General features: G+C 41.9%; 24 protein-coding genes and 1 pseudogene. 19 read left to right on the top strand and 6 right to left on the bottom strand.

All coding sequences use genetic code 11. The annotated features are described in order from the left end of the window. Positions 1-11: 11 nt before the first annotated feature. Positions 12-806, bottom strand: coding sequence for a hypothetical protein (locus VQ643_RS13410; RefSeq protein ID WP_414200325.1), 795 nt, complete (start codon positions 804-806; stop codon positions 12-14). A 164-nt stretch (positions 807-970) separates the two neighbouring features. Between VQ643_RS13410 and VQ643_RS13405 the strand changes: the two genes are divergently transcribed. From VQ643_RS13405 to glmU, 16 genes and pseudogenes are all read left to right on the top strand, one after another. Further along, positions 971-2,329 (top strand): GntP family permease, encoded by a 1,359-nt coding sequence (locus tag VQ643_RS13405; RefSeq protein ID WP_414200324.1) that lies wholly within the window; start codon positions 971-973, stop codon positions 2,327-2,329. A gap of 7 nt (positions 2,330-2,336) precedes the next feature. Continuing rightward, entirely contained in the window at positions 2,337-3,464 is a 1,128-nt protein-coding gene (locus VQ643_RS13400; protein WP_414200323.1) for a glycerate kinase, read from the top strand. Between the two features lie 462 nt (positions 3,465-3,926). Then, on the top strand, positions 3,927-5,825 hold the full coding sequence (gene mnmG, locus VQ643_RS13395) for a tRNA uridine-5-carboxymethylaminomethyl(34) synthesis enzyme MnmG (RefSeq protein ID WP_414200322.1): 1,899 nt from the start codon (positions 3,927-3,929) through the stop codon (positions 5,823-5,825). Next, complete coding sequence (gene rsmG, locus VQ643_RS13390; RefSeq protein ID WP_414200321.1) at positions 5,822-6,472, top strand: 16S rRNA (guanine(527)-N(7))-methyltransferase RsmG; 651 nt, start codon at positions 5,822-5,824, stop codon at positions 6,470-6,472. Before mnmG ends, rsmG begins: the two co-directional genes overlap by 4 nt. Before the next feature lie 5 nt (positions 6,473-6,477). Further along, a complete protein-coding gene (locus VQ643_RS13385; protein WP_414200320.1) occupies positions 6,478-7,272 on the top strand; it encodes a ParA family protein in 795 nt (264 codons plus the stop codon). 144 nt (positions 7,273-7,416) lie between these two features. Beyond that, positions 7,417-8,172: pseudogene (locus VQ643_RS13380) on the top strand (ParB/RepB/Spo0J family partition protein); the annotation flags it as partial. A 157-nt stretch (positions 8,173-8,329) separates the two neighbouring features. Next, entirely contained in the window at positions 8,330-8,719 is a 390-nt protein-coding gene (locus VQ643_RS13375) for an ATP synthase subunit I (protein WP_414200318.1), read from the top strand. A gap of 22 nt (positions 8,720-8,741) precedes the next feature. Further along, positions 8,742-9,557, top strand: coding sequence for a F0F1 ATP synthase subunit A (gene atpB, locus VQ643_RS13370; protein WP_414200317.1), 816 nt, complete (start codon positions 8,742-8,744; stop codon positions 9,555-9,557). Positions 9,558-9,626: 69 nt separating this feature from the next. After that, positions 9,627-9,863, top strand: coding sequence for a F0F1 ATP synthase subunit C (atpE, locus tag VQ643_RS13365; protein ID WP_414200316.1), 237 nt, complete (start codon positions 9,627-9,629; stop codon positions 9,861-9,863). A gap of 81 nt (positions 9,864-9,944) precedes the next feature. Continuing rightward, a complete protein-coding gene (locus VQ643_RS13360) occupies positions 9,945-10,415 on the top strand; it encodes a F0F1 ATP synthase subunit B (protein ID WP_414200315.1) in 471 nt (156 codons plus the stop codon). A 12-nt stretch (positions 10,416-10,427) separates the two neighbouring features. Continuing rightward, on the top strand, positions 10,428-10,964 hold the full coding sequence (locus VQ643_RS13355) for a F0F1 ATP synthase subunit delta (RefSeq protein ID WP_414200314.1): 537 nt from the start codon (positions 10,428-10,430) through the stop codon (positions 10,962-10,964). A gap of 15 nt (positions 10,965-10,979) precedes the next feature. After that, positions 10,980-12,524 carry a F0F1 ATP synthase subunit alpha gene (gene atpA, locus VQ643_RS13350; protein ID WP_414200313.1) on the top strand — a complete coding sequence of 515 codons (1,545 nt, stop codon included), beginning with the start codon at positions 10,980-10,982 and terminating at the stop codon, positions 12,522-12,524. Between the two features lie 53 nt (positions 12,525-12,577). Continuing rightward, positions 12,578-13,444 carry a F0F1 ATP synthase subunit gamma gene (gene atpG, locus VQ643_RS13345; RefSeq protein ID WP_414200312.1) on the top strand — a complete coding sequence of 289 codons (867 nt, stop codon included), beginning with the start codon at positions 12,578-12,580 and terminating at the stop codon, positions 13,442-13,444. A gap of 29 nt (positions 13,445-13,473) precedes the next feature. Further along, positions 13,474-14,850 carry a F0F1 ATP synthase subunit beta gene (gene atpD, locus VQ643_RS13340; RefSeq protein ID WP_414200310.1) on the top strand — a complete coding sequence of 459 codons (1,377 nt, stop codon included), beginning with the start codon at positions 13,474-13,476 and terminating at the stop codon, positions 14,848-14,850. A 59-nt stretch (positions 14,851-14,909) separates the two neighbouring features. Next, positions 14,910-15,335, top strand: coding sequence for a F0F1 ATP synthase subunit epsilon (locus VQ643_RS13335; protein ID WP_414200309.1), 426 nt, complete (start codon positions 14,910-14,912; stop codon positions 15,333-15,335). A 111-nt stretch (positions 15,336-15,446) separates the two neighbouring features. Further along, complete coding sequence (glmU, locus tag VQ643_RS13330) at positions 15,447-16,808, top strand: bifunctional UDP-N-acetylglucosamine diphosphorylase/glucosamine-1-phosphate N-acetyltransferase GlmU (protein WP_414200308.1); 1,362 nt, start codon at positions 15,447-15,449, stop codon at positions 16,806-16,808. A gap of 36 nt (positions 16,809-16,844) precedes the next feature. Here the strand turns inward: glmU and VQ643_RS13325 are convergent, their stop codons facing one another. Together VQ643_RS13325 and VQ643_RS13320 are read right to left on the bottom strand one after the other, a co-directional pair. Next, complete coding sequence (locus tag VQ643_RS13325; RefSeq protein ID WP_414200307.1) at positions 16,845-17,354, bottom strand: DUF962 domain-containing protein; 510 nt, start codon at positions 17,352-17,354, stop codon at positions 16,845-16,847. Between the two features lie 118 nt (positions 17,355-17,472). Next, positions 17,473-17,883 carry an NINE protein gene (locus VQ643_RS13320; RefSeq protein WP_414200306.1) on the bottom strand — a complete coding sequence of 137 codons (411 nt, stop codon included), beginning with the start codon at positions 17,881-17,883 and terminating at the stop codon, positions 17,473-17,475. A gap of 187 nt (positions 17,884-18,070) precedes the next feature. Here VQ643_RS13320 and VQ643_RS13315 point away from each other — a divergent pair, with 187 nt between their 5' ends. Beyond that, positions 18,071-18,853: an N-acetylmuramoyl-L-alanine amidase gene (locus VQ643_RS13315; protein ID WP_414200305.1), complete on the top strand. Its 783-nt coding sequence runs from the start codon at positions 18,071-18,073 to the stop codon at positions 18,851-18,853. Positions 18,854-18,863: 10 nt separating this feature from the next. Continuing rightward, positions 18,864-20,090, top strand: a complete 1,227-nt coding sequence (locus tag VQ643_RS13310) for a nucleoside recognition domain-containing protein (protein WP_414200304.1) — start codon at positions 18,864-18,866, stop codon at positions 20,088-20,090. 87 nt (positions 20,091-20,177) lie between these two features. Here the strand turns inward: VQ643_RS13310 and VQ643_RS13305 are convergent, their stop codons facing one another. The 3 genes from VQ643_RS13305 to VQ643_RS13295 form a co-directional block, all read right to left on the bottom strand. Continuing rightward, the gene (locus VQ643_RS13305) at positions 20,178-20,570 is read right to left on the bottom strand and encodes a DUF4870 domain-containing protein (protein ID WP_414200303.1); all 393 of its coding nucleotides are present in this window, start codon (positions 20,568-20,570) and stop codon (positions 20,178-20,180) included. Between the two features lie 146 nt (positions 20,571-20,716). Continuing rightward, the gene (locus tag VQ643_RS13300) at positions 20,717-21,790 is read right to left on the bottom strand and encodes a DNA methyltransferase (RefSeq protein WP_414200302.1); all 1,074 of its coding nucleotides are present in this window, start codon (positions 21,788-21,790) and stop codon (positions 20,717-20,719) included. Continuing rightward, the gene (locus VQ643_RS13295; protein WP_414200301.1) at positions 21,783-22,877 is read right to left on the bottom strand and encodes a hypothetical protein; all 1,095 of its coding nucleotides are present in this window, start codon (positions 22,875-22,877) and stop codon (positions 21,783-21,785) included. The genes VQ643_RS13300 and VQ643_RS13295 overlap by 8 nt, the downstream gene beginning before the upstream one ends. Before the next feature lie 109 nt (positions 22,878-22,986). Here VQ643_RS13295 and VQ643_RS13290 point away from each other — a divergent pair, with 109 nt between their 5' ends. Continuing rightward, on the top strand, positions 22,987-23,397 hold the full coding sequence (locus tag VQ643_RS13290; protein ID WP_414200300.1) for a hypothetical protein: 411 nt from the start codon (positions 22,987-22,989) through the stop codon (positions 23,395-23,397). Positions 23,398-23,701: the final 304 nt, after the last annotated feature.

Genomic DNA, 23,701 nt, shown 5'->3' with positions numbered 1-23,701 from the left:
CTGTGTATAACTTAAGGCGCTAAGCCGCCCCGAGCTACAATTAGTCTTAAATCTTCCAAGTTAACTGGCGTAACATGGATAATACCTTCCCCAGGAATATCAATTTCAGCAATCATAAACAACGCAATATTGGTTAAAAAAGGAACCGTAAGCACTAAAAAATTTTTCCCTGATATACCGCGGATATTATAGCCAATAAAGTAGTTAGAGCAGACTGCAAAAAATATTAATAATACCCAAGCTGCTGCTGGTACATTGAAGCGCCAGCTGGCAATTGTTTGCTGTTGGGCTGTGTATAAATTAGTTAGGCTATCAAGTACGCTGTTGTATAAAATATTAGGCTTTGCTTTTGCTAAACCACTTACATGCAGCCAAAGCTTTGTTTGAATTTCAATTGATTGCGCGCGAAAAGCTTGGCGTTGTGTGTCATTTTCAGCCTTAAAAAAACCAATGCGTGCGGTTAAGTATTCTTGTAATACATCTTCTGTGTATTGTTGGTTTACATCATCCAGTAAAGCTGTTCGTTGAAAGGCTGATCCTATGGTCATAGCTTCATTTTCTTCTGCATTTATGCGGTTGTTATAACCGCTAATAGCAATGGATAAAATAAAACCAATAAGCAAACCAAAGAGCGACAAGGTAGCACCTAAAACAATTTTTAGCTCATCATCGCCAGCGGCATCATGCTTAAATTTTCGCCCTAAGGTGATTTTGCCAAAAAAAGCAGCGCCGCACATGGTCAGTAAACCAACGATAAAAATTAAGCTTGAGTCAAAACTAATAGCTTGCAAATCAAGATTAAACATAAAGCTACCTATAGACTAAAAGCAGGATGGTTTAGTTTATAAAATGTGTAATTTAATACAGCTTGGTGTAAAAAATAACCTAACTCAACGTTCAGCACTATTGCCATTGCAAAAAAAATAGATCAGCGTATCAATTAGCTAACTGCCCATTTTAGGAGACTATTATGTTACTAGTCCTCAGTCTGTTGTTCGTCATATTCTTCATTGTCGTGGCAACATCATATTTTAAGTTACACCCATTTATCACCCTTATTTTTGCAGCGTTTTTTTTAGGCTTTTTAAGCCCAATCCCTTTACTTGATGTTATCTCACATATTAATGCTGGTTTTGGTAACACGCTAAAAAATATTGGTTTAGTCATTCTATTTGGTACTTTAATTGGTGTCATTTTAGAAAAAACAGGGGCAGCTATTACTATGGCTGAAACTGTTATCAAACTATTGGGTAAACGCTTTCCTACATTAACCATGTCAATTGTGGGTTACATTGTTTCTATCCCTGTTTTTTGCGATTCAGGCTATATCATTTTGAATTCCCTGAAACAGTCATTAGCGAATCGCCTAAAAGTATCAGGCGTAGCTATGAGTGTCGCCTTAGCTACAGGTTTATTTGCTACACATAACCTAGTACCACCAACACCAGGCCCTATTGCTGCTGCTGGTAATCTCAAGTTAGAAAATTTAGGGCTTGTTATTATTTTTGGTTTAGGGATTGCTTTATGCGCCACTGTGGCTGGTTATCTTTGGTCTCGCCGCTTTATAAACGAGGAGCCAGACGGCGAAGGGGCGGAAGAACTACAACAAACAACCGACTTTGAAACCTTAAAGGCTAGCTATGGTAAGTTGCCGAGTAGTTTTCAAGCATTTGCGCCTATTTTAGTTCCCATCATACTGATTTGCTTAGGCTCAGTAGCAGGTTTTCCTAGCCTTCCTTTTGGCGACAAAACAACCATTGCTTTTAAAGTGATTAGCTTTTTAGGTCAGCCTGTTAATGCTTTATTGCTGGGGTTATTTTGTGCATTAACCTTATTAAAACCGGGCAAGCGCTTAGATGATTTCAACAGCTACATTACCCAAGGTATTTTGGCAGCTGCACCTATTTTGTTAATTACTGGGGCAGGTGGTGCATTTGGTGAAGTCATTAAAATGACAGAAGTAGGCGCTTATATAGGTAAAGGATTATCCACCCTTGGCATAGGTATTTTCGTACCTTTCATTGTGGCTGCTGCTCTAAAAACAGCACAGGGCTCATCCACTGTTGCCTTAATTACTACTTCAACGTTAATGCTACCTATTTTAGGCGATCTTGGTTTAGACAGTGAAATGGGGCGGGTTCTTGTGGTGATGGCCATTGGTGCTGGTTCAATGGCTGTATCTCATGCCAATGATAGCTTCTTCTGGGTAGTGACTCAGTTTAGTAAAATGAGCGTACCTCAAGCATACCGCGCACAAACTATGGCCACATTAATGCAAGGCTTAGTGGCAATGGTTGTAGTCTATATCCTGACATTAATCCTGTTATAGGTTGGCTATGAAAATAGTGATTGCACCAGATTCTTTCAAAGAAAGCTTAACCGCACTAGAAGTAGCACAAGCTATTGAACAAGGCTTTAAAGCTGTCTTTCCTAAAGCTGAATATGTAAAAGTGCCTATGGCAGATGGGGGAGAAGGAACGGTGCAATCCTTAGTGGATGCTTTAGATGGAGAGCTAATAGAGCTTGAAGTACAGGGCCCACTTAATAATCCAGTAAAGGCTTTTTATGGTTGGGTTGCCAATAAACAGCTGGCTATTATTGAAATGGCTAGTGCTTCCGGGCTACATCATGTCCCTAGAGCAGAACGTAACCCTTACTACACCACTAGTTTTGGCACAGGCCAATTAATAGTTCACGCCTTAGAGCAAGGTGCTCAGCATATTATTTTAGGCTTAGGGGGGAGCGCCACAAACGATGCCGGTGCTGGTATGTTACAAGCCTTAGGCTTTCAATTATTAGACGGGCAGCATCAAAGCCTTGCCTTAGGTGGGTTAGCACTACAACAACTAGCGCACATACAACAAGATACAGTGCACCCCGCTTTAGCCAAATGCCAAATTGCAGTAGCTTGTGATGTGGATAATCCCTTATGTGGTGAGCGTGGTGCCTCTGCAATATTTGGCCCACAAAAAGGAGCAACGGCAGAGCAAGTACAACAGCTTGATCATGCTTTGTCTCACTTTGCACAAATAACCCAGCAACATCATTTTGCAGATCATAAAAATACAGCAGGAGCTGGCGCCGCAGGGGGAATGGGCTTTGCCGCCTTAGCCTTACTTAAAGCCAGTTTACAACCAGGTATACAAATAGTCATTGAGCATACCCAATTAGCAAAGCATTTAGCGGATGCCGATTTAGTTATTACAGGGGAAGGCCGTATTGATGCACAAACGCTCTATGGAAAAACACCTATGGGCGTTGCTAAGTTAGCTAAAACATCAAATAAAGCTGTAATTGCTTTTGCTGGTAGCCTAAGTACTGATATTGACCTACTGTACCCCTATATGGATGCTATTTTCTCAATTACTCCAGGTGTTGTTAGCTTGGAACAAGCGTTAGAAGCAGCAGCAATCAACCTAGAAATCACAGCTCGAAATGTTGCTGCTAGCTTAAAACTTATTTAAAACACAGCCTAGACCCCAAGAATTAGCTGTATTCTTGGGGTTTTTAATTTTTTTTAAAAAAAAGTTATTCATTTTGGCCTGTTGAAAACCTTGGTTTAGGCTTGTCCACAAGCTAGGTATAAATCCAAGGATAAACTAGCCTGTGTACAACTATCTTAGTTATACACAAGCTATCTCAGCTTGTTAAGGACGCTTACTGGCTGTAGATAACAGACTTTATTTTTACCTATCGTATTGAATTTATTGAGTTTTGTTTGGTTATCAACAGAAAACTAGCTGTATAAAAACATTAATAATAAATATCTTTAAATATATATACCTTTATTTTTATTTTTTGCTAGCCAGCTTCGTATTTGCGTTTATCTGTTTTTTTAATCAGTACTTCTTACTTGAAGGCAAAATCTCTATACTATTGACCCTTTCCTAATTTGAATTTCCAAACCAATAAACGCGAGGTGCGTGGTGGATTTCCCTTCTCGTTTTGATGTCATTGTCATCGGCGGTGGCCATGCCGGTACTGAAGCTGCCTTAGCAGCAGCACGTATGGGCGTCAAGACACTTTTGTTAACGCATAACATAGAAACCCTAGGGCAAATGAGCTGTAACCCTGCCATTGGCGGTATAGGCAAAAGCCATTTAGTCAAAGAAATTGATGCGTTAGGTGGTGCAATGGCGCACGCTACAGACCGTGGCGGCATACAATTTAGAATTTTAAACAGCCGTAAAGGCCCAGCTGTAAGAGCTACTCGCGCCCAAGCTGATCGTATTTTGTACAAAGCAGCGGTACGTGAAATTTTAGAAAACCAAGAAAATTTATGGCTATTTCAACAAGCAGCAGATGATTTAATTGTTGAGCAAGACCAAGTAAAAGGCGTAGTAACCCAAATGGGTTTACGTTTTTTTGCAGACCAAGTCGTACTTACAACAGGTACGTTCTTAGGTGGTTTAATTCATATAGGCCTGCAAAATTATTCAGGCGGACGCGCAGGTGATCCGCCCTCTATTGCTTTAGCTAAACGCTTACGTGAATTACCTTTACGCGTTGGTCGTTTAAAAACAGGAACTCCCCCGCGTATTGATGCACGTTCTGTTGATTTTTCTGTAATGACAGAACAACCTGGAGATACGCCTTTACCTGTCATGTCTTACTTAGGTTCGGTAGAAGAACATCCAGAGCAAATTAGCTGTTGGATAACTCATACCAATGAGCGTACCCATGAGATTATTCGTAAAAATCTTGATCGCTCGCCTATGTATTCAGGTGTTATTGAAGGTATTGGTCCGCGCTACTGTCCATCGATTGAAGATAAAATTCATCGTTTTGCAGATAAAAACAGTCATCAAGTTTTTTTAGAACCTGAAGGCTTAAAAACCCATGAGCTTTATCCAAACGGAATATCGACCTCATTACCTTTTGATGTGCAATTAGAATTAGTCCGCTCAATGCGTGGCTTAGAGAACGCACATATTCTGCGTCCTGGTTATGCCATTGAGTACGATTACTTTGATCCACGCGATCTTAAGTACTCAATGGAAACCAAACATATTCATGGTTTATTCTTTGCTGGCCAAATTAATGGCACCACAGGCTATGAAGAGGCGGGTGTACAAGGGCTATTAGCAGGAACTAACGCCGCCTTACGCAGTCAAGGCAAAGACAGTTGGCATCCTCGTCGTGATGAAGCTTACCTTGGTGTGCTAATTGACGACCTTATTACCTTAGGAACCCAAGAACCTTATCGTATGTTTACTTCTCGTGCTGAATATCGCTTAATTCTGCGTGAAGATAATGCCGATATGCGCTTAACCGAAAAAGGGCGTGAATTAGGCTTGGTAGACGATAAACGTTGGGCCGTTTTTGAAGCTAAACGTGAAGCTATTGCGCAAGAAGAGCAGCGCCTGAAATCCACTTGGATTCGTCCTAATACTGCAGTGGGCGATGCTTACGCTCAGCGCTTTGGCACCGAGCTAGCGCATGAATACAGCTTACTTAATCTGCTAGCACGACCTGAAGTTGATTATGCAGGTTTAGTTGAAGTAACGGGTGAAGGCTTGCAAGAACCTCAAGCCGCTGAACAAGTTGAGATACGCACTAAGTACGCAGGTTATATTGAGCGTCAGCTTGAAGATATTGAAAAAGTACGTGCTAGTGAAGAAACCCAAATCCCACAAGATATTGATTACACGGTAATTTCAGGATTATCCAATGAAATTCAAAGCAAACTAACTAATGGTCGCCCGCAAACACTAGGACAAGCGTCACGCATTCCAGGTGTTACACCAGCGGCTATTTCGTTACTTATGATTCACCTTAAAAAACGCGCTAACTCCATTTCAGTGCTAAAGCAGGAAACACCATGACAGTCACAGCCGAGCATGCTAGTGAATTAAATCAAGGCGCAAAAAGCCTTGGTTTAAGCTTAAGCCAAGCACAGCAAGATAAGCTTTTAGCTTATTTGGCGTTGTTGATTAAATGGAATAAAGCCTACAACCTAACAGCTGTACGTGATCCCGATGAAATGGTGTCACGTCATTTGTTAGATAGCTTAAGCGTAGTAAAGCATGTACAGCAAGTTGGCGATAATTTGCTCGATGTAGGCAGTGGCGGTGGTATGCCTGGCATTCCACTGGCCATTATCTATCCACAGCGAAAAGTCACTTTATTAGATTCAAATGGTAAAAAAACGCGTTTTTTAACTCAGGTAAAACTTGAGCTGGGTCTGGATAATGTTGATGTTATCCACAAACGCGTAGAGGAGTACGTACCTAAGCAGCCATTTACAGGTATTATCTCAAGAGCCTTTAGTGCACTGGATAACTTTACGAACTGGACACGCCACCTAGGTGATCAGCATACACAATGGCTGGCGATGAAAGGCATACATCCTGATGATGAACTGCAAGTTGTAGCTGAAGATTTCCAGCTAACACACTGTCATGTGCTCCAAGTGCCAGGTTGCCAAGGACAGCGACATTTACTTATTTTGCAACATAGCCACAAGGAATAAGCCATATGGGAAAAATTTTTGCCATCGCCAATCAAAAAGGTGGAGTCGGTAAAACAACCACCTGCGTTAATTTGGCAGCCTCTTTAGTGGCAACAAAACGACGTGTTTTATTAATTGATCTTGATCCACAGGGAAACGCTACTACAGGCAGCGCTGTGGATAAACATGACTTAGAAAACTCTATTTATGATGTGCTAACAGATCAATGTACTGTCGCTGAAGCCATGCAATATTCTGAGCATGGTGGATATCAATTATTACCTTCTAATCGTGATTTAACGGCTGCTGAAGTTGCTTTACTGGATGTTAAGAATAAAGAACGGCGTTTAGAAAAAGCCTTGGCACCTATTAAAGACAATTACGATTATATCTTGATTGACTGCCCTCCTTCACTGAACATGCTCACTGTAAATGCGTTGGCGGCTGCTGATTCTGTCATTATTCCAATGCAATGCGAGTATTATGCGTTAGAGGGGTTGACGGATCTTGTAGGCAGCATTCAACAAATTGCGGCTGTTGTTAATCCAAAATTAAAAATTGAAGGTGTTTTGCGTACTATGTATGACCCACGTATGAGTTTAACTGTTGATGTGTCTGAGCAGTTAAAACAACACTTTCCTGATGAACTCTATGATACTGTTATACCAAGAAATATTCGTTTGGCAGAAGCGCCAAGCTTTGGGATGCCTGTTTTGGCATACGATAAAAGTTCAAAAGGTGCTCAGGCCTATTTAGCGCTAGCTAAAGAGCTAGCACGACGTCAACGTGCACAAAAGCGCACCACCGCAGTACAGGATTGAGGGTAAGACATGGCTGTAAAAAAACGTGGATTAGGACGTGGTCTTGATGCGCTATTAGATGGAGCTAAATTAGGTGCAAATAAAGAAGCCACCACTGAAAATAGCTCACAGCTAACAACAGCTGAAAATGACCATGTACGTGAATTACCCGTTACTAAATTACAACGTGGCCAATACCAGCCTCGTCGCGATATGGACCCGCAAGCGCTAGAAGAACTAGCGAAATCCATCAAAGCTCAAGGCATTATGCAGCCTATTATTGTGCGTGCTATCACTGCCAACAAGTATGAAATTATTGCCGGCGAACGGCGCTGGCGAGCGGCACAACAAGCCGGTTTAGAGCAAGTGCCTGTTATTATACGTGACGTACCTGATGAAGCAGCCATTGCTATGGCGCTAATCGAAAATATTCAACGTGAAGACCTAAACCCAATCGAAGAAGCTGTCGCACTACAGCGTTTACAGCAAGAATTCGAACTTACTCAGCAAGAAGTGGCTGATGCGGTTGGTAAGTCACGTCCTGCCGTAGCCAATCTTTTACGTCTATTACAATTACCTGAGGAAATTAAAACGTTTTTATCTCATGGTGATATTGAAATGGGGCATGCTAGAGCTCTTTTAGGCCTAGAGCAAAATCAACAATTACAGTTAGTACAGGAAATTATAGCTAAAGGTCTAACGGTGCGACAAACTGAAGCACTGGTAAAGCAACTGCAAGCCTCTAAAACCCCTGTTGAAAAAGCTAAGCCAGATCCTGACATAGCACGCCTAGAACAGCGTCTTGCTGAGCGTTTAGGAGCTAATGTACAGATTAAACATAATGAGAAAGGTAAAGGACAATTGGTTATCCATTACACCAATCTCGATGAACTGCAGGGTGTTTTAGCGCATATCCGCTAAAATTTTTAGAAAAATTTAGGGAAAGCGCTGGCTAGCAGTTGAATGCAACGCTTTCCCTATCTATACTCTTGCGCGCAAAAATAGCAAAGTTATTTTTTTCAAGCCTTGTATAATGATTGGCTTCACTAAACGAATAAAGTAAATTGGGTGCTTTTACATGACCAGTAGAAACAAAGTACCTTTTTACCGTTTAGCTGTATTTAAAGTTTTGCTATTTCAAGCGGCAATAGTTTGTCTGCTAGGGTTGGTTTTTTTACTAGCCCGAGGTTCTGTTGCTGGATATTCAGCCTTATTGGGAGGGCTGACGGCTTTAGTGCCAAACGCGTTTTTTAGTTTTAAAGCCTTTCGTTATTATGGTGCGCGTTCAATACACTCTATTTTGCAGTCTTTTTGGGCGGGCGAAGTAGGAAAAATGATTCTTACAGCAGCGTTTTTTGCGGTGTTGTTTATAGGAGTGAAACCGTTAGATATCTTAGCGGTATTTACGGTGTTTGTAGCAGTACAAATGAGTGCAGCTGCATCACTTCTTTTGATGAAAGCTTTCTAAGCATTAGGCACTTGAGGCGTTTATGGCTGATACACCTGTTGAATATATTAAGCATCACTTAACGAATCTGACCTATGGTCAGAAGACTGATGGTACTTGGGGCTTTGCCCAAAATGCTACAGAAGCTCAGCAAATGGGTTTTTGGTCAATTAACGTAGACACTATGGCAATGTCCTTGTTGATGGGCTTGGTGTTTTTGTTTTTGTTCCGTCGTGTAGCAAAGCGTGCTAATGCAGGTGTACCAACTGGTTTAGCTAACTTCGTTGAAGTAACCGTTGAATTCGTACAGAACATGGTTAAAGACACTTTCCATGGCAAAAGTAAAGTTATCGCACCATTGGCGCTAACTATTTTTGTTTGGGTGTTGTTGATGAACAGCTTAAAGTGGATCCCTGTCGACTTTATTCCAGCCGTTGCTCACTATGCGGGGCTTCCAGCCTTTAAATACGTACCAACAGCAGACCCAAATGCCACTTTTGGTTTGTCTATTGGCGTATTCTTCTTGATTATTTTCTACAGCTTTAAAGTTAAAGGTGCAGGTGGTTTCATTAAGGAACTCTCATTCACGCCGTTTACTCATTGGGCGCTGATTCCATTTAACTTGTTTTTAGAGATTTTAGGACTATTAACTAAACCACTAAGCCTTGCGTTGCGTCTGTTTGGTAACATGTACGCTGGTGAAGTTGTGTTTATCCTAATTGCGCTACTGCCGTTATACGCACAGTGGGCGCTTTATGGGCCTTGGGCAATTTTCCATATCTTGGTAATCCCATTACAGGCCTTTATTTTCATGGTGTTGACGATCGTTTACCTGAGCGCAGCCCACGAAACCCATTGACGCATAGCGCGCGTTAATCGAAATAACTAACTGCTTTACTTAACCACTTAAAAAACTCTAGGAGTACCTATGGAAATCGCGCAAATCGCAATCATCGCTGCTGCCATCATTATCGGTCTAGCTGCATTAGCTACTGGTATTGGCTTCGCTTTACTAGGCGGTAAATTGTTAGAGTCTACAGCTCGTCAACCTGAGTTAGCTCCACAATTACAAACCAAAACCTTCATCATGGCTGGTTTACTTGATGCTGTGCCTATGATTGGTGTTGGTATCGCGATGTACCTAATTTTCGTTGTTGCGGGTTAATTAAAGAATCCTAAAGCGGCAGGCATTGCTTGCCGTTTTACCTTTCTTAACAAACAACGAAATGGCATGAGGTGACGCGTAGTGAATATGAATGCGACCATTATCGGTCAATTAATTGCGTTCGCTATTTTCGTCTGGTTTTGTATGAAGTTTGTATGGCCTCCAATTACGGGTGCCATGGAAGCTCGCCAGAAAAAAATCACAGAAGGTTTAGACGCAGCGGGGCGCGCTGAAAAAGCTTTGCAAGAAGCTCAAGCAGACGCTGAAAAATTGTTGCGTGAAACAAAGCAAACCGCTTCTGAGATTCTCGAAAAAGCGAACAAGACAGCAAACGAAATTGTTGAAGAAGCAAAACAACAGGCTCGTGCTGAAGGTGAACGTTTGATTGCTAGTGCCAAGACAGAAATTGATCTTGAAATTAGCCGTGCTAAAGAAGAACTTCGCTCACAGGTAGCTGTATTAGCTATTACAGGTGCTGAGAAAATTCTTGAAACGTCAATTGACGCTCAAGCGCACAATCAAATGGTCGAGAAATTGGCCGCTCAACTTTAAGCGAGGCTAGCGATGCTCAATACAATTACGCTCGCTCGGCCTTACGCTAAAGCCGCTTACGAGTTTGCTGCTGGTGCTGGACAAGCGGATGCTTGGACTGCTTTATTGGCTTTAACAGCATCTGCTGTTGAAGACACAGTAGTACTTGAGCAGCTTGGAAATCCAGAGTTAAGCAGCGAGCAAAAAGTAGCGCTCCTAGCTCAATTGAGTGAAGCAGCTGACAATAAAGACTTTGTCAACTTTCTTCACGTACTCGGCGAAAATGATCGTCTGGCAATATTGCCGGCTGTTTACGAAGCTTTCTTTGAAATGAAAGAAGAAGCTGATCGTACACAAGTAGTCGAAGTGCAGTCTGCTTTTGAGTTAAGTGCAGAGCAACTCCAAACATTGGCTGCCGCCCTATCCAAGCGGCTAGATCGCACCGTCATCCCGCAAGCGAGTGTTAATAAAGCCCTTCTGGGTGGTTTAGTAATTCGCGCCGGTGACTTAGTAATTGACGGCTCGGTCCGCGGCAAACTTGATAAGTTAGCCGAAGCGTTGAAATCCTGATTTGAGGGACATGGCATGCAGCAACTGAATCCTTCCGAAATTAGCGAGATCATCAAGCAACGTATTGCAAAGCTTGATGTATCTGCGCAAGCCCGTAATGAGGGCACTATCGTTAGCTTGTCTGACGGTATCGTACGTATCCACGGCCTAACAGACGTGATGTACGGTGAAATGATTGAATTCCCTGGTGGCATTTATGGTTTAGCACTTAACTTAGAGCGTGACTCTGTAGGTGCAGTAATCTTAGGTAGCTACTTAGGTTTAACCGAAGGCATGAGTGCAAAATGCACTGGCCGCATTCTTGAAGTTCCAGTAGGTCCAGAACTTCTAGGTCGTGTGGTTGATGCTTTAGGTAATCCAATTGATGGTAAAGGCCCAATCGAAGCAAAATTAACTGATGCAGTTGAAAAGGTTGCTCCGGGTGTGATTTGGCGTCAATCGGTAGATCAACCTGTTCAAACAGGTTATAAATCTGTCGATGCAATGATTCCAGTTGGTCGTGGTCAGCGTGAGTTGATTATTGGCGACCGTCAGATTGGTAAAACAGCATTAGCAGTTGATGCCATCATCAACCAAAAAGACAGCGGCATTCGTTGCGTATATGTAGCTATTGGTCAGAAACAATCTACCATTGCTAACGTTGTGCGCAAATTAGAAGAAGCCGGTGCTCTAGCTAACACTATTGTTGTGGTGGCAAGTGCTTCTGAATCAGCAGCACTACAATACTTAGCACCATACTCTGGTTGTACTATGGGCGAGTATTTCCGTGATCGCGGCGAAGATGCACTGATTGTTTATGATGACTTATCTAAACAAGCGGTAGCTTATCGTCAAATTTCTCTATTACTACGTCGTCCGCCTGGACGTGAAGCTTATCCAGGTGACGTGTTCTACCTCCACAGCCGTTTATTGGAGCGTGCAGCACGTGTATCGGCGGACTACGTAGAGAACTTCACTAAGGGTGAAGTGAAAGGTAAAACAGGTTCTTTAACTGCATTACCTATCATTGAAACCCAAGCCGGTGACGTTTCTGCATTCGTTCCAACCAACGTAATTTCTATTACTGACGGCCAGATCTTCCTAGAGTCTGCTATGTTCAACTCAGGTATCCGTCCAGCGGTTAACGCTGGTATTTCGGTATCTCGTGTAGGTGGCGCAGCACAGACCAAAGTGATCAAAAAACTGTCAGGCGGTATCCGTACTGCGTTGGCGCAATATCGTGAATTGGCAGCATTCGCCCAATTCGCATCTGATCTGGACGAAGCAACTCGTAAGCAGCTTGAGCATGGTCAGCGCGTAACTGAGCTGATGAAGCAAAAGCAATATGCTCCTATGTCTGTCGCTGATATGGCGATTGTACTTTACGCAGCAGAACGTGGCTTCTTAGCTGACGTTGCTGTAGAAAAAATAGGTGCTTTTGAGGCTGGCCTATTGGCATTCTTCAAACGTGATTGCGCTGAATTAGTAGCAAAAATCAACGTGAAGGGTGACTTTAACGACGAAATCGACGCTGGCATTAAAGCAGGCATCGAGAAGTTCAAGGCTACTCAGAGCTGGTAAGTCGAGTGCGGGAGTTATTTTAACTCCCGCATGCTAACCTGATAGGGTGTGAAATGGCAGGCGCAAAAGAGATTCGCGGTAAAATTGCGAGCATCAAAAGCACGCAAAAGATCACCAGCGCCATGGAGAAAGTTGCGGTTAGTAAGATGCGCAAAGCACAAATGCGCATGGCTGCTGGTCGCCCTTATGCTCAGCATATCCGTCAAGTGATTGGTCACTTGGCACAAGCCAATGCTGAATATAAGCATGTTCTCATGGTTGATCGTCCGGTCAAACGTGTAGGCTACATTGTAGTATCTACTGACCGTGGTCTTTGCGGCGGCCTGAACTTTAACCTGTTCAAGGCCCTGATTAAAAATATGACGGAGTGGCACGATCAGGACGTAGAGATTGATCTATGTATGATTGGTAGCAAAGGTGCTAGCTTCTTCCGTAGCTTGGGCGGAAATATCGTTGCAGCTGTTAGCAACCTTGGCGAAGAGCCATCACTGAACCAACTTGTTGGTAGCGTTAAAGTGATGCTGAAGTCTTTCGTTGAAGGTCGTCTAGATCGCGTGTACTTGGTATCTAATAAGTTTATTAACTCAATGACGCAAAAGCCGAACATTGATCAGTTAGTACCTTTAGCTGCCACAGACGATTTAGAACAAGCCAAAGGTGCATCTTGGGATTACATCTACGAACCTGACGCGCAGCATTTATTGGATGCGTTAATTAAAAGGTACTTAGAGTCTCAAGTGTATCAAGCTGTGATTGAAAATAACGCTTGTGAGCAAGCTGCGCGAATGATCGCCATGAAAAATGCGACCGATAACGCAGGCGAGCTTATTGATAACCTACAACTGGTTTACAACAAAGCCCGCCAAGCAGCAATTACGCAAGAAATTTCAGAAATCGTCGGCGGCGCTGCCGCGGTTTAGAACGGTTCAAATATTCAGAGGAACCAGATATGAGTAGCGGACGTATCGTTCAAATCATCGGCGCCGTTATCGACGTGGAATTTCCACGCGACAAGGTACCGAATGTATATGACGCACTGAATGTTCAGGGCGTTGAGACTGTACTTGAAGTGCAACAACAGTTGGGTGATGGCGTAGTACGTACTATCGCCATGGGCTCAACTGGTGGTTTAAAACGTGGCTTAGAAGTTACTAACACTAATGGTCCAATCACTGTACCTGTGGGCGTTAAAACCCTAGGTCGTATCATGGACGTACTAGGTAACCCAATCGACGAAGCGGGCCCTATTGGCGAAGAAGAGCGTTGGGGTATTCACCGTGAAGCGCCATCTTATGCTGAACAAGCAGGTGGTAGCGATCTTTTAGAGACAGGTATTAAGGTAATTGACCTTGTTTGCCCATTCTCAAAAGGCGGTAAAGTAGGTCTATTCGGTGGTGCGGGTGTTGGTAAAACCGTAAACATGATGGAGCTTATCCGTAACATCGCTATTGAGCACAGTGGTTTCTCTGTGTTTGCTGGTGTAGGTGAGCGTACTCGTGAAGGTAACGACTTCTACCACGAAATGAAAGACTCAAACGTACTAGATAAAGTGGCACTAGTATACGGCCAAATGAACGAGCCACCAGGAAACCGTTTACGTGTTGCCTTGACTGGTTTGACCATGGCTGAGAAATTCCGTGACGAAGGCCGTGACGTACTGTTGTTTATTGACAACATTTACCGTTACACACTAGCCGGTACAGAAGTATCTGCACTGCTAGGTCGTATGCCATCAGCAGTAGGTTACCAGCCAACACTGGCAGAAGAAATGGGTGTTCTACAAGAGCGTATTACTTCTACCAAGAAAGGCTCTATTACTTCTATCCAAGCCGTATATGTACCTGCGGACGACTTAACTGACCCGTCTCCAGCGACTACCTTTGCTCACTTGGACGCCACAGTTGTATTGTCTCGTGATATCGCATCGCTTGGTATTTACCCAGCGATTGATCCGCTAGACTCAACTTCACGTCAACTTGATCCGCTAGTGATTGGTGATGAACATTACCAAACAGCACGCCAAGTACAATTTGTTCTTCAGCGCTACAAAGAGCTGAAAGATATTATTGCTATTCTTGGTATGGACGAGTTGTCTGAAAGCGATAAACAACTTGTAGCACGTGCACGTAAAATCCAACGTTTCTTGTCACAACCATTCTTCGTGGCAGAAGTGTTCACTGGTGCGCCTGGTAAATACGTTCCTTTGAAAGACACTATCCGTGCGTTCAAAGGCATCCTAGCGGGTGAATATGACGAATTACCAGAACAAGCGTTCTACATGGTTGGTTCTATCGAAGAAGCAATCGAAAAAGCAAAAAATCTATAATTTAGATTGATGCAAGGTAAGACGGCCTAGGTCGTCTTACCCTAAACGAGGCGATTACTATGGCCAAGACAGTACACTGCGATATCGTAAGCGCAGAAGAAGCGCTGTTCTCCGGTGAGGTAGAGATGGTCGTTGCTCATGGCAGCATGGGTGATTTAGGTATCCTGCCGGGCCACACGCCGCTACTTTCAAGCATTGATCCAGGTCCTGTACGTGTGATCAAAGAGGGTGGTGCCGAAGAGATGTTTTATATCTCTGGTGGTTTCATCGAAGTACAGCCAACACTGGTAAAAGTGCTTGCTGATACAGCTATTCGTGCTAATGATTTAGACGAAGCTGCTATTTTAGCGGCGAAACAAGAAGCGGAGCGTGCGATGAGTAACCAAAGTGCAGACTTTGATTACAAAGCAGCCGCGATCCGTTTAGCTGAAGCAACTGCTCAGATTCGTACAGTTAATGAATTACGCGATAAAAGAAAGCGTTAATTTATTATGAGCTTCAGTGATAGATGAAAGGGTAGCTGCGGCTACCCTTTTTTCGTTTTAGATATATTTGATATGCTGTCGCTTTCAAAGCGTTAATTAGGAAATACGCGTATGTCACTCGATATTATTATTCTTGCGGCGGGGCAAGGAACGCGCATGCGTTCATCATTACCAAAGGTTTTACACCCAGTTGCAGGTCGCTCCATGGTGGGGCATGTTGTGCATACAGCTCAGCAGCTAACTCCAACAAGCATTCAAGTTGTTATTGGCCATGGCGCGCAAAAGGTTCGAGAGCATTTCGCGGATCAAAGTATTAGCTTTGCGGTGCAAGAACAACAACTTGGAACTGGGCATGCTGTAGCTCAAGCACTACCTAATTTAACAGCGGAACGGGTGCTAATTTTATATGGTGATGTACCACTTATAACCAAGGACACATTGTTAGGCTTATTAGCTAAAGTACAGCCTAAACAGATAGGTTTACTCACGGTGCTCTTAGATGACCCTACAGGTTATGGGCGTATTGTGCGTGATAGTGATGGCAAGGTTCAGGCCATTGTTGAGCATAAAGACGCCAATGATGCTCAACGCTTAATTAAAGAAGGAAACACAGGTATTTTAGCTGTTCCTCGTGCCTGTTTAGTGGAGTGGCTGGGTAAACTGTCTAATAACAATGCCCAAGGTGAGTATTACCTAACTGATATTATTGCCATGGCAGTAGCTGATGGATTTACCGTGGCAACGGAAATTGCCCAAGATGCAATAGAAGTCCAAGGGGCTAATGATCGTTTACAACTTTCAGAGTTAGAACGTCATTATCAATACCGCTCAGCTTTAGCTTTAATGAAGCAGGGCGTAACTTTGCGTGATCCTGCTCGTTTTGATATTCGAGGCGAAGTGATTGTAGGCAAAGATGTACTTATTGATGTGAATGTTATTTTAGAAGGCAGTGTGCTTATTGAAGATAATGTGCACATTGGTGCCAACTGCTATATCAAAGATTCTGTTTTGCGTAATGGCGCTATTATCAAAGCTAATAGTTATTTAGAGGGCGCTGAGGTTGGTAATGCAGCCGATTGCGGACCTTTTGCTCGCTTGCGTCAAGGCGCTATTTTAGGTGCTCAAGCACATGTGGGAAATTTTGTTGAGTTAAAAAATACACGCTTAGGCGAAGGTGCTAAAGCAGGGCACTTAGCTTATTTGGGTGATAGCGATATTGGTGCACGTACCAATATTGGCGCAGGCACTATTACTTGTAATTATGATGGAGCGAATAAACACAAAACAGTCATGGCAGAAGATGTGTTTATTGGCTCAAACAGCTCATTGGTGGCACCTGTTAATCTAGGTGCAGGTGCAACCACAGGGGCAGGATCTACAATTACTGGAGATGTACCAGCAGGCGCATTAGCGGTAGGCCGCGCCCGCCAACGTAATATTGAAAATTGGCAGCGCCCTGTAAAGAAAAAGTGAGATAAACAGCAGCCTTGTTTGGTTTTACAGGGCTGCTTATTGATGATTATTTTTTACTGTAAAGGCCGCTTCAATTTCTTGTTTTAACTCGAGACGCATATTTAGTAAAAAACTCAGCTCAGCCATAACAAAAAGGGGTCCTATGGCAAGTCCCATAATGTCATCAATAAATGCTGGTTTTCTACCCTCAAAAAAATGCCCAATAAATTGGATAATCCAACCAACAATAAAGAGCCCCGCTCCTACAATTAACCATGCAAATGCAAAAAGCTGCACTATGTAATTACTGAGAAAATAACAAAAAAACAAAAATAGGCACATGGCTAAGCCTAACCTAAAATCAAGGCATAGATAGTAACTACTGGCGATAATGACAAGCACCAAAGTGGGGGTAATGGCAAGCTGGCCAATATAAAATAACGGGTGGGCCAAGATAATAGCAACAGAGAGCACTATCATAGGAATCCCAATAAAGTGCGTCAAAATATTGTTGGGGTTACGATGATAGGCTGCATAGTTAATCAGTTGTGTTGATAAGCTTTTCATTAGATTTATCCTGCTTAAATGAGTGACAACGTCCTCCACTATCAACTAATTTATAGAGTTAATTTTTAAAAATTAAAGCAGGTGAGCATTTTCGCGATAACTGGTATGGATTTAGTTGCTAATAGTAGGAAAAGCGGTTTTTCTCTGCTATTTGGCTATTGAGCGTCCAGTAATCATAAATTATTCCAATTAAAAATAAGCCACCTGACACTAAGTAAAGCAGCCCAGTAAGCCATTTTTTTTGGTAAAAACGATGAATACCAAAAATACCTAAAAAAGCCAGTAACAACCAAGCAATATTGTAGTCATATAAACCAGGTTGGAAAGTATTCGATGCTCTACGGTCCATGCTCGGAACTAGGAATAAATCAATCAACCAGCCAACACCAAGCAACCCTAAGGTAAAAAACCATAGCGTTCCTGTTAAAGGCTTGCCATAGTAAAACCTATGAGCGCCTGTAAAACCAAAAACCCACAGAGCGTAACCAATAACTATTGAGTGCGATTTGTGAAGATACATAGGTTTCATAGCCGTTGTCCTAATATTCAATTCATTTCTTAGAAGAAGAATATGTCAAGTAGTTCATAAAATATGCCATTTATAGTTATCTATGGTGAGTTTGCTTAGAGCACCGTATTATGGGTAGCACTTTACAGCGTTGAACCAATTCATTCATTACACTAGCCACAGGGTCAGATTTTTATTTGGAAGTCTTATGAAGTATCTTAGTTTTTTAGTTGTGTGCTTTTTGTTAGCGTCCTGCTCACCTACAGGCATTAATAATGATTACTCTTCGGTTGGGCAAGACAGCCGCACGCAATTTATCGTGCTGCACTATACTGCCACGGACCTTACAAACTCATTACGCTTATTAACGCAAGAACAAGTGAGTGCGCATTACTTAATTAATGATAATCCGCCAACGGTTTATCGCTTAGTTGATGAAAATAAAAGGGCATGGCACGCAGGTAATAGCTTTTGGCAGGGGCGTAGTTGGCTTAATTCCAGCTCAATAGGTATTGAAATGGTGAACTTTGGATATCTTGAAACAGATAAAGGACGCCAATACCAAGCATGGAGTGAACCACAAATTGAACAACTGATAGTGTTGTTAAAAAATTTAGTAAAGCAACACAATATAAAACCCAATGCTATTGTAGGGCATAATGAAATAGCACCGCAGCGTAAGCAAGATCCGGGTCCTTTATTTCCTTGGAAACGTTTAGCTGATGAAGGCTTAATTATTTGGCCTGACGCAGAGCTAGTAGAGCGGTATCAAGTAAAATATATAAAAAGCTTACCTAATGTTTTGTGGTTTCAAGAGAAGTTAGCAGAGGTAGGTTATTTAGTGCCGTTAACAGGTGAATTAGACGAAGAAACTACGAATGTTATTAGTGTATTTCAAATGAAATATCGACCACAAAATTTTCGTGGTATTCCAGATGCACAGACGGCAGCATTGCTTGAAGCATTGCTAGCGGCACAGGCTAGTATCTAAAAAGGTAGTTATGTTAAATATTTTGTGGCTTGGCTTTTTTGTTGTTGCGGCTATTGCAGGAGCTATTGGCTGGTATAACGGCAATCCTGAAGTATGGGCTGATATTGTAAAAAGTTTATTTGAAATGGCACGTTTGTCAGTTGATATTATGATAGTGCTATTTGGTACGTTAACCCTTTGGTTGGGCTTGTTACGTATTGCGGAAAAGTCTGGATTAGTCAATTTCTTAGCTAAAATATTAGGCCCTTTATTTGCACGCTTAATGCCAGAAGTGCCGCGTGGCCATCCAGCATTAGGTTTAATTACCATGAACTTTGCAGCTAACGGTTTAGGTCTAGATAATGCAGCAACACCTATTGGGCTTAAAGCTATGCATGCTTTGCAAGAACTAAACCCCAATAAAAATACGGCTAGCAATGCACAAATTTTATTCTTGGTAATGAATGCCTCTTCTTTGACCTTATTACCTGTTACGTTATTTATGTATCGTTTACAGCAAGGGGCGGCCGACCCAACCTTAGTATTCCTCCCTATATTATTAGCCACTACAGCCTCTTCTTTAGTTGGTTTATTAAGCGTTGCTTTTATGCAGCGTTTGCGGATTTTCGATAAAGTGGTTTTAGCCTACTTAGTTCCAGCTGCTTTATTGCTTGGCTTGTTTATGGCGTTGTTGGCCAGCTTATCAGCAACAGCGTTAACTAGTCTGTCTTCTTTATTAGGAAACCTAACCTTATTTAGTGTGATTGTTGTTTTTTTACTACTTGGTGCTTTAAAGAAAGTACCTGTGTATGAAACTTTTTTAGAGGGTGCTAAAGAAGGCTTTGATTATGCCAAAGGTATTTTGCCCTATTTGGTTGCCATGCTCTGTGCTGTAGGTGTTTTGCGGGCATCGGGAGCGCTGGATTATGCTCTAGATGGCATTCGTTACTTAGTTGCTTTATTCCATCTTGATACTGCCTTTGTTGATGCGTTACCAACTGCCTTAGTGAAACCATTTTCAGGTAGTGCAGCACGAGCTATGATGATAGATACTATGCAAAGCCATGGCGTGGATAGTTTTCCAGCGTTAGTAGCCGCTACTATTCAAGGCAGCACCGAAACCACATTTTATGTATTAGCTGTTTATTTTGGAGCGGTAGGTATTCAGCGAGTGCGCCATTCGGTAGGTTGTGCCTTGTTAGCTGAGTTTGCAGGTGTTGTAGCAGCTATTGGCGTATGTTATTGGTTTTTTGCGTAATGAGCGACAGGTCTGGATAAAGCCGAAGTTTATAGATTCTTTACCTATATTGGAAAGCACTAAACGTAAACTTCGGCGTTTTAGATATTACTTAATTAGGCGTAGAATGAAAGGAACACGGAAGCTTTCACCTTTAGAAGTTTTAACCGCGCCCATGATGCAGAATACTAAGTTAGCAATACTTAGAATCAGCATGAACACTATACCAATTACAATGAAAGCTAAAATAACACTTATAAAATAACCAATAAGCATAGTAATGGATAAGTTTAATGCTTCTTTGGCTTGATCTTGAACATAAGCATCGTCTTTTTTAATTAAGTACAAAATCAAGCTAGGAATAAAACCAAAAAAGATAGTACCAATCCAAATGAGTAAACTAGTGTTTTTTGACTCTTGGTTTGTAGCTGTTATGCTTTGCGCTGCTGGTTGAGCTGGAGCTTGTTGTTGAACAGGTTCTGGAGTGTTTGTATCTGACATGAGATGTTTTCCTTTTAACAAAGTAGCTTTAGTACTTGGGTTATTGAGTTTATGTGCTTTACATACCCAGTTTGCAACTTTACAAGATAAATTAAAATGCCGCTATTAAAAGCTGCGAAATGTATTCTAGTTTTAATTTTTTTTTACTAATTTTGCTCAAGGTTTTCGATTAAGGCCTTTGTAAAACTTAGATCTATCTGCAAGTTCCCATGATTACCTAAATCTAAAACAAGGCGTAAATAATGGCGTGAAAATAAGCTATTCCAGTTTTTTGGAGCATTCATATCAAGTAGCTCATTCCAGCTCCAAACCTTAAGTGGAAAACTTTTAGCCAGTAAATTAATGATAGCCAGTGTGTTGCTTGCATCTAAAGGTATGGCTAAATCTACATCGCCGATATGCTGGCTTGTGGCAAAAGAACCTATAACAGAGAAAGACAAAGTGCTCTTTTGTAATTTATTAATTAGATGTTGAGCTATCTCCTTTTGTGCTGTAGATAAGTACTTCTTACCAATAAGTACATATTCATGTTGACGATGTGTCTGCAAAGAGTGTGTAGTTCTGCGCTTAGTCTTTGGATACAACAAAATGCGCTCATCAAATAAAGTAAAGTGCTTGGCTAAACGCTGAGCTATATCCCAAGCTAGGGGAAGTAGCTCTCCTTTGAGGTTATGAGTATTCTCTATCATGCACACAATAGTACCGCCACCAACGGTCTGCTTGTGTAACGCTGCAAAGGTTTGATCAATGTAATCCAAATAGCTTTGGTAGTTGGCTTGTTTGTATAGAAGTGTGTTTGATGAATCAGTTGTATTGATAGAGAAATAAGGAATATTCGATAAAACCAGCTGGACAGGGGCTAGCTGCCAAGTTTGGAGCGCGTATAACGCATCTTTCGCAATAAGCTGATAGCTCAAATTATGTGGGAGTAAGTGCTTGCGCTGTAAATCGTTAATACGTTGTTGAATAGAGTCGCAGCGCTGCGCAGATATCTCAATGCCTATGGCATGGCGGTTCAACTTAGTTGCTGCAACTAGCGTAGTACCTAATCCCGCAAAAGGATCTAATACCGACTGCCCTTCATGAGTAAACTCATCAATAAAAGGTAACATTTGCTCCATCCAGCCCACATCAATGCAGTTAAGCTCGTCATTCGCCACTATATCAGCAGGTACTTTGTAGTTTGGGTCTTCTTGATCCAGTATGAGATAGCTATTCATCTGTACTCCTAAAAAGTACAAAGCGTTCAGGCGTCCAATCAGCGGTTAAATTTCCATTGGCATGAAACACCAGCTTATGGAGTCGGTTGCTAGCATGAGATTGCTGCATAATATCGTAATCAGAGCGTTCAAAAATGACCTGACAATCAGGTGTTTGCCATGCAATATTCCAATAGTAATAACCCGTCTCAACGGAAATAGGCTGCCAATTTAATGCCTTGCTATGTGCAAACACTTGCTCCAGTAATGGCTCTATGGATACACGCTGACTATTAATAAATTTAAGAGTGGTGTTGTTTTGATACTGATTATTATTGATTGTACTTAACTCACGAAAAATAACTTTGTGAATGCCTAAGGATTTTGCCCAATCAAGATAAGCTAACACATCGTCAAGATTCTTTATGCCTTGCTGCTGCACAATGCAAACAAGCGTTATAGAAAAGCGCACAGATAAAACATCTAATACATTACTAAATACAGTATTACTCTGAATGGCCTCATGTGCTCGAAAGCGCATCATCTGCTGATTAATAGCAGAATCGTAATGATGCCGAGAAACTTCAAAACGCTCTATCCCTAATTGTTGTAAGGATAAAATAAGAGGTTTGGCGTTATCTATATCGGCAAATCCGGCTAAATTGCTATAACAGGCCTTCTCTGTCCAGGTACCACCTAACGCTTGCCATTGTAATAGCTCATGAATGGTGGCTATCGCCCAGCTGTGATCATCACTAAACTCAAGCCCAGAAAGAGATAGCCCCAATGGAATATGTATTATCTGTGTTAAAGCACTTGCTAATAACTGATGATAGTTTTCAGGCATAGGTAATTGAGCAGCTGCTTTAAAATTAGCAAAACGTAAGTTCTCTGAGCAAAAACCACAACGTGCGGAACAAGGCTTACTACCGGCATAAGGTGTGAACGTAATGGGTAGTTGAATTTGATAGGGCCGATCATTAATTAGTGTATCAAGCAATTGTTGCGGTCTAGAGCGCAAAGGAATGCCTAGTTTCCGTATTAAGGGCAATAAAGAAGATTGATTGAGTAATGAAGGCTCAGAAGTAGTCAATAAAGGTATCAGCATGCTTATAGATCATAAAAGTGAGAAGCATTGACCGCAATTTACCTCCTAAGTGCGTTTGCATGTAAAATTATCTAAGACAAATGCAAGGACTTAATAAACAGAGTAAACCATGAAGTTCAACTATCTAGCTATAGTAATAAGTGGGTTATTGTCGACAGCGTGCAGTGCACCACTGCCTGCACCGCAAAAAGGAATGGCATGGATTGGTATTGAAACACAACCGGGTCAACAAATGTCAGCACGTCGACTAGACAATAAACCTGTACAAGATGGCCGTTATTTTCAGGTGCAACCTGGTAAACATGCTTTAGAGCTTTTTCTAGCTTACCCAAAAGAAAACATCCAAGGCGATGGTTTGCGTAAATGTGAAGTGCATATTCGTTACGCTGATTTTCTAGCTGATCAGCAGTATAGAATAAAGGCACGCACTAATGGTTGGTCAGTTCGGGCTTGGTTATATGATGAAGCCAATGAGAAGCTGGTTGAAAGCCAACATGTACAGTGTGGAGTAGCAGGCTAACAAAGTTTTTTAAGTTTTTTTAAAAAAACACTTTACAAGCTTTCAGAAGTCTCTATAATGCGCCCTCACGTTGACGGGGTAGCTTACAACGACAACGTAACAAGCTGATTTTTAAAGGATTTTTAAAAAAGAATTTAAAAATAAACGCTTGACAAATTTAGAGGTTAGCGTAACATTCGCAGCCTCGATTGAGACGACGAGTTGTCTTAATCACAGTTCTTTAAAAATTGAATCAAGCAATTCGTGTGGGTGCTTGTGTAGAAAGACTGAGGATCGCAAGATTTATCAGCAACACAAGTAGCTC

This window comes from Pseudomonas sp. F1_0610, from assembly GCF_047470865.1.
In the GTDB taxonomy this organism is placed as follows: Bacteria; Pseudomonadota; Gammaproteobacteria; order Pseudomonadales; family Pseudomonadaceae; genus JAZDRH01.
The sequence above is the reverse complement of the archived record's forward strand: the minus strand, read 5'-3'. Positions and strand labels throughout refer to the sequence as shown.

Coding starts and splice junctions, on each gene's coding strand:
- VQ643_RS13325 (WP_414200307.1), bottom strand. CDS start 17,354: ATGAAAAGCTTATCAACACAACTGATTAACTATGCAGCCTATCATCGT.
- VQ643_RS13320 (WP_414200306.1), bottom strand. CDS start 17,883: ATGAAACCTATGTATCTTCACAAATCGCACTCAATAGTTATTGGTTAC.
- VQ643_RS13305 (WP_414200303.1), bottom strand. CDS start 20,570: ATGTCAGATACAAACACTCCAGAACCTGTTCAACAACAAGCTCCAGCT.
- VQ643_RS13310 (WP_414200304.1), top strand. CDS start 18,864: ATGTTAAATATTTTGTGGCTTGGCTTTTTTGTTGTTGCGGCTATTGCA.
- VQ643_RS13290 (WP_414200300.1), top strand. CDS start 22,987: ATGAAGTTCAACTATCTAGCTATAGTAATAAGTGGGTTATTGTCGACA.
- atpA (WP_414200313.1), top strand. CDS start 10,980: ATGCAGCAACTGAATCCTTCCGAAATTAGCGAGATCATCAAGCAACGT.
- VQ643_RS13385 (WP_414200320.1), top strand. CDS start 6,478: ATGGGAAAAATTTTTGCCATCGCCAATCAAAAAGGTGGAGTCGGTAAA.
- atpB (WP_414200317.1), top strand. CDS start 8,742: ATGGCTGATACACCTGTTGAATATATTAAGCATCACTTAACGAATCTG.
- VQ643_RS13315 (WP_414200305.1), top strand. CDS start 18,071: ATGAAGTATCTTAGTTTTTTAGTTGTGTGCTTTTTGTTAGCGTCCTGC.
- atpE (WP_414200316.1), top strand. CDS start 9,627: ATGGAAATCGCGCAAATCGCAATCATCGCTGCTGCCATCATTATCGGT.
- VQ643_RS13375 (WP_414200318.1), top strand. CDS start 8,330: ATGACCAGTAGAAACAAAGTACCTTTTTACCGTTTAGCTGTATTTAAA.
- VQ643_RS13410 (WP_414200325.1), bottom strand. CDS start 806: ATGTTTAATCTTGATTTGCAAGCTATTAGTTTTGACTCAAGCTTAATT.
- VQ643_RS13405 (WP_414200324.1), top strand. CDS start 971: ATGTTACTAGTCCTCAGTCTGTTGTTCGTCATATTCTTCATTGTCGTG.
- VQ643_RS13355 (WP_414200314.1), top strand. CDS start 10,428: ATGCTCAATACAATTACGCTCGCTCGGCCTTACGCTAAAGCCGCTTAC.
- glmU (WP_414200308.1), top strand. CDS start 15,447: ATGTCACTCGATATTATTATTCTTGCGGCGGGGCAAGGAACGCGCATG.
- atpD (WP_414200310.1), top strand. CDS start 13,474: ATGAGTAGCGGACGTATCGTTCAAATCATCGGCGCCGTTATCGACGTG.
- VQ643_RS13300 (WP_414200302.1), bottom strand. CDS start 21,790: ATGAATAGCTATCTCATACTGGATCAAGAAGACCCAAACTACAAAGTA.
- rsmG (WP_414200321.1), top strand. CDS start 5,822: ATGACAGTCACAGCCGAGCATGCTAGTGAATTAAATCAAGGCGCAAAA.
- VQ643_RS13295 (WP_414200301.1), bottom strand. CDS start 22,877: ATGCTGATACCTTTATTGACTACTTCTGAGCCTTCATTACTCAATCAA.
- VQ643_RS13335 (WP_414200309.1), top strand. CDS start 14,910: ATGGCCAAGACAGTACACTGCGATATCGTAAGCGCAGAAGAAGCGCTG.
- atpG (WP_414200312.1), top strand. CDS start 12,578: ATGGCAGGCGCAAAAGAGATTCGCGGTAAAATTGCGAGCATCAAAAGC.
- VQ643_RS13400 (WP_414200323.1), top strand. CDS start 2,337: ATGAAAATAGTGATTGCACCAGATTCTTTCAAAGAAAGCTTAACCGCA.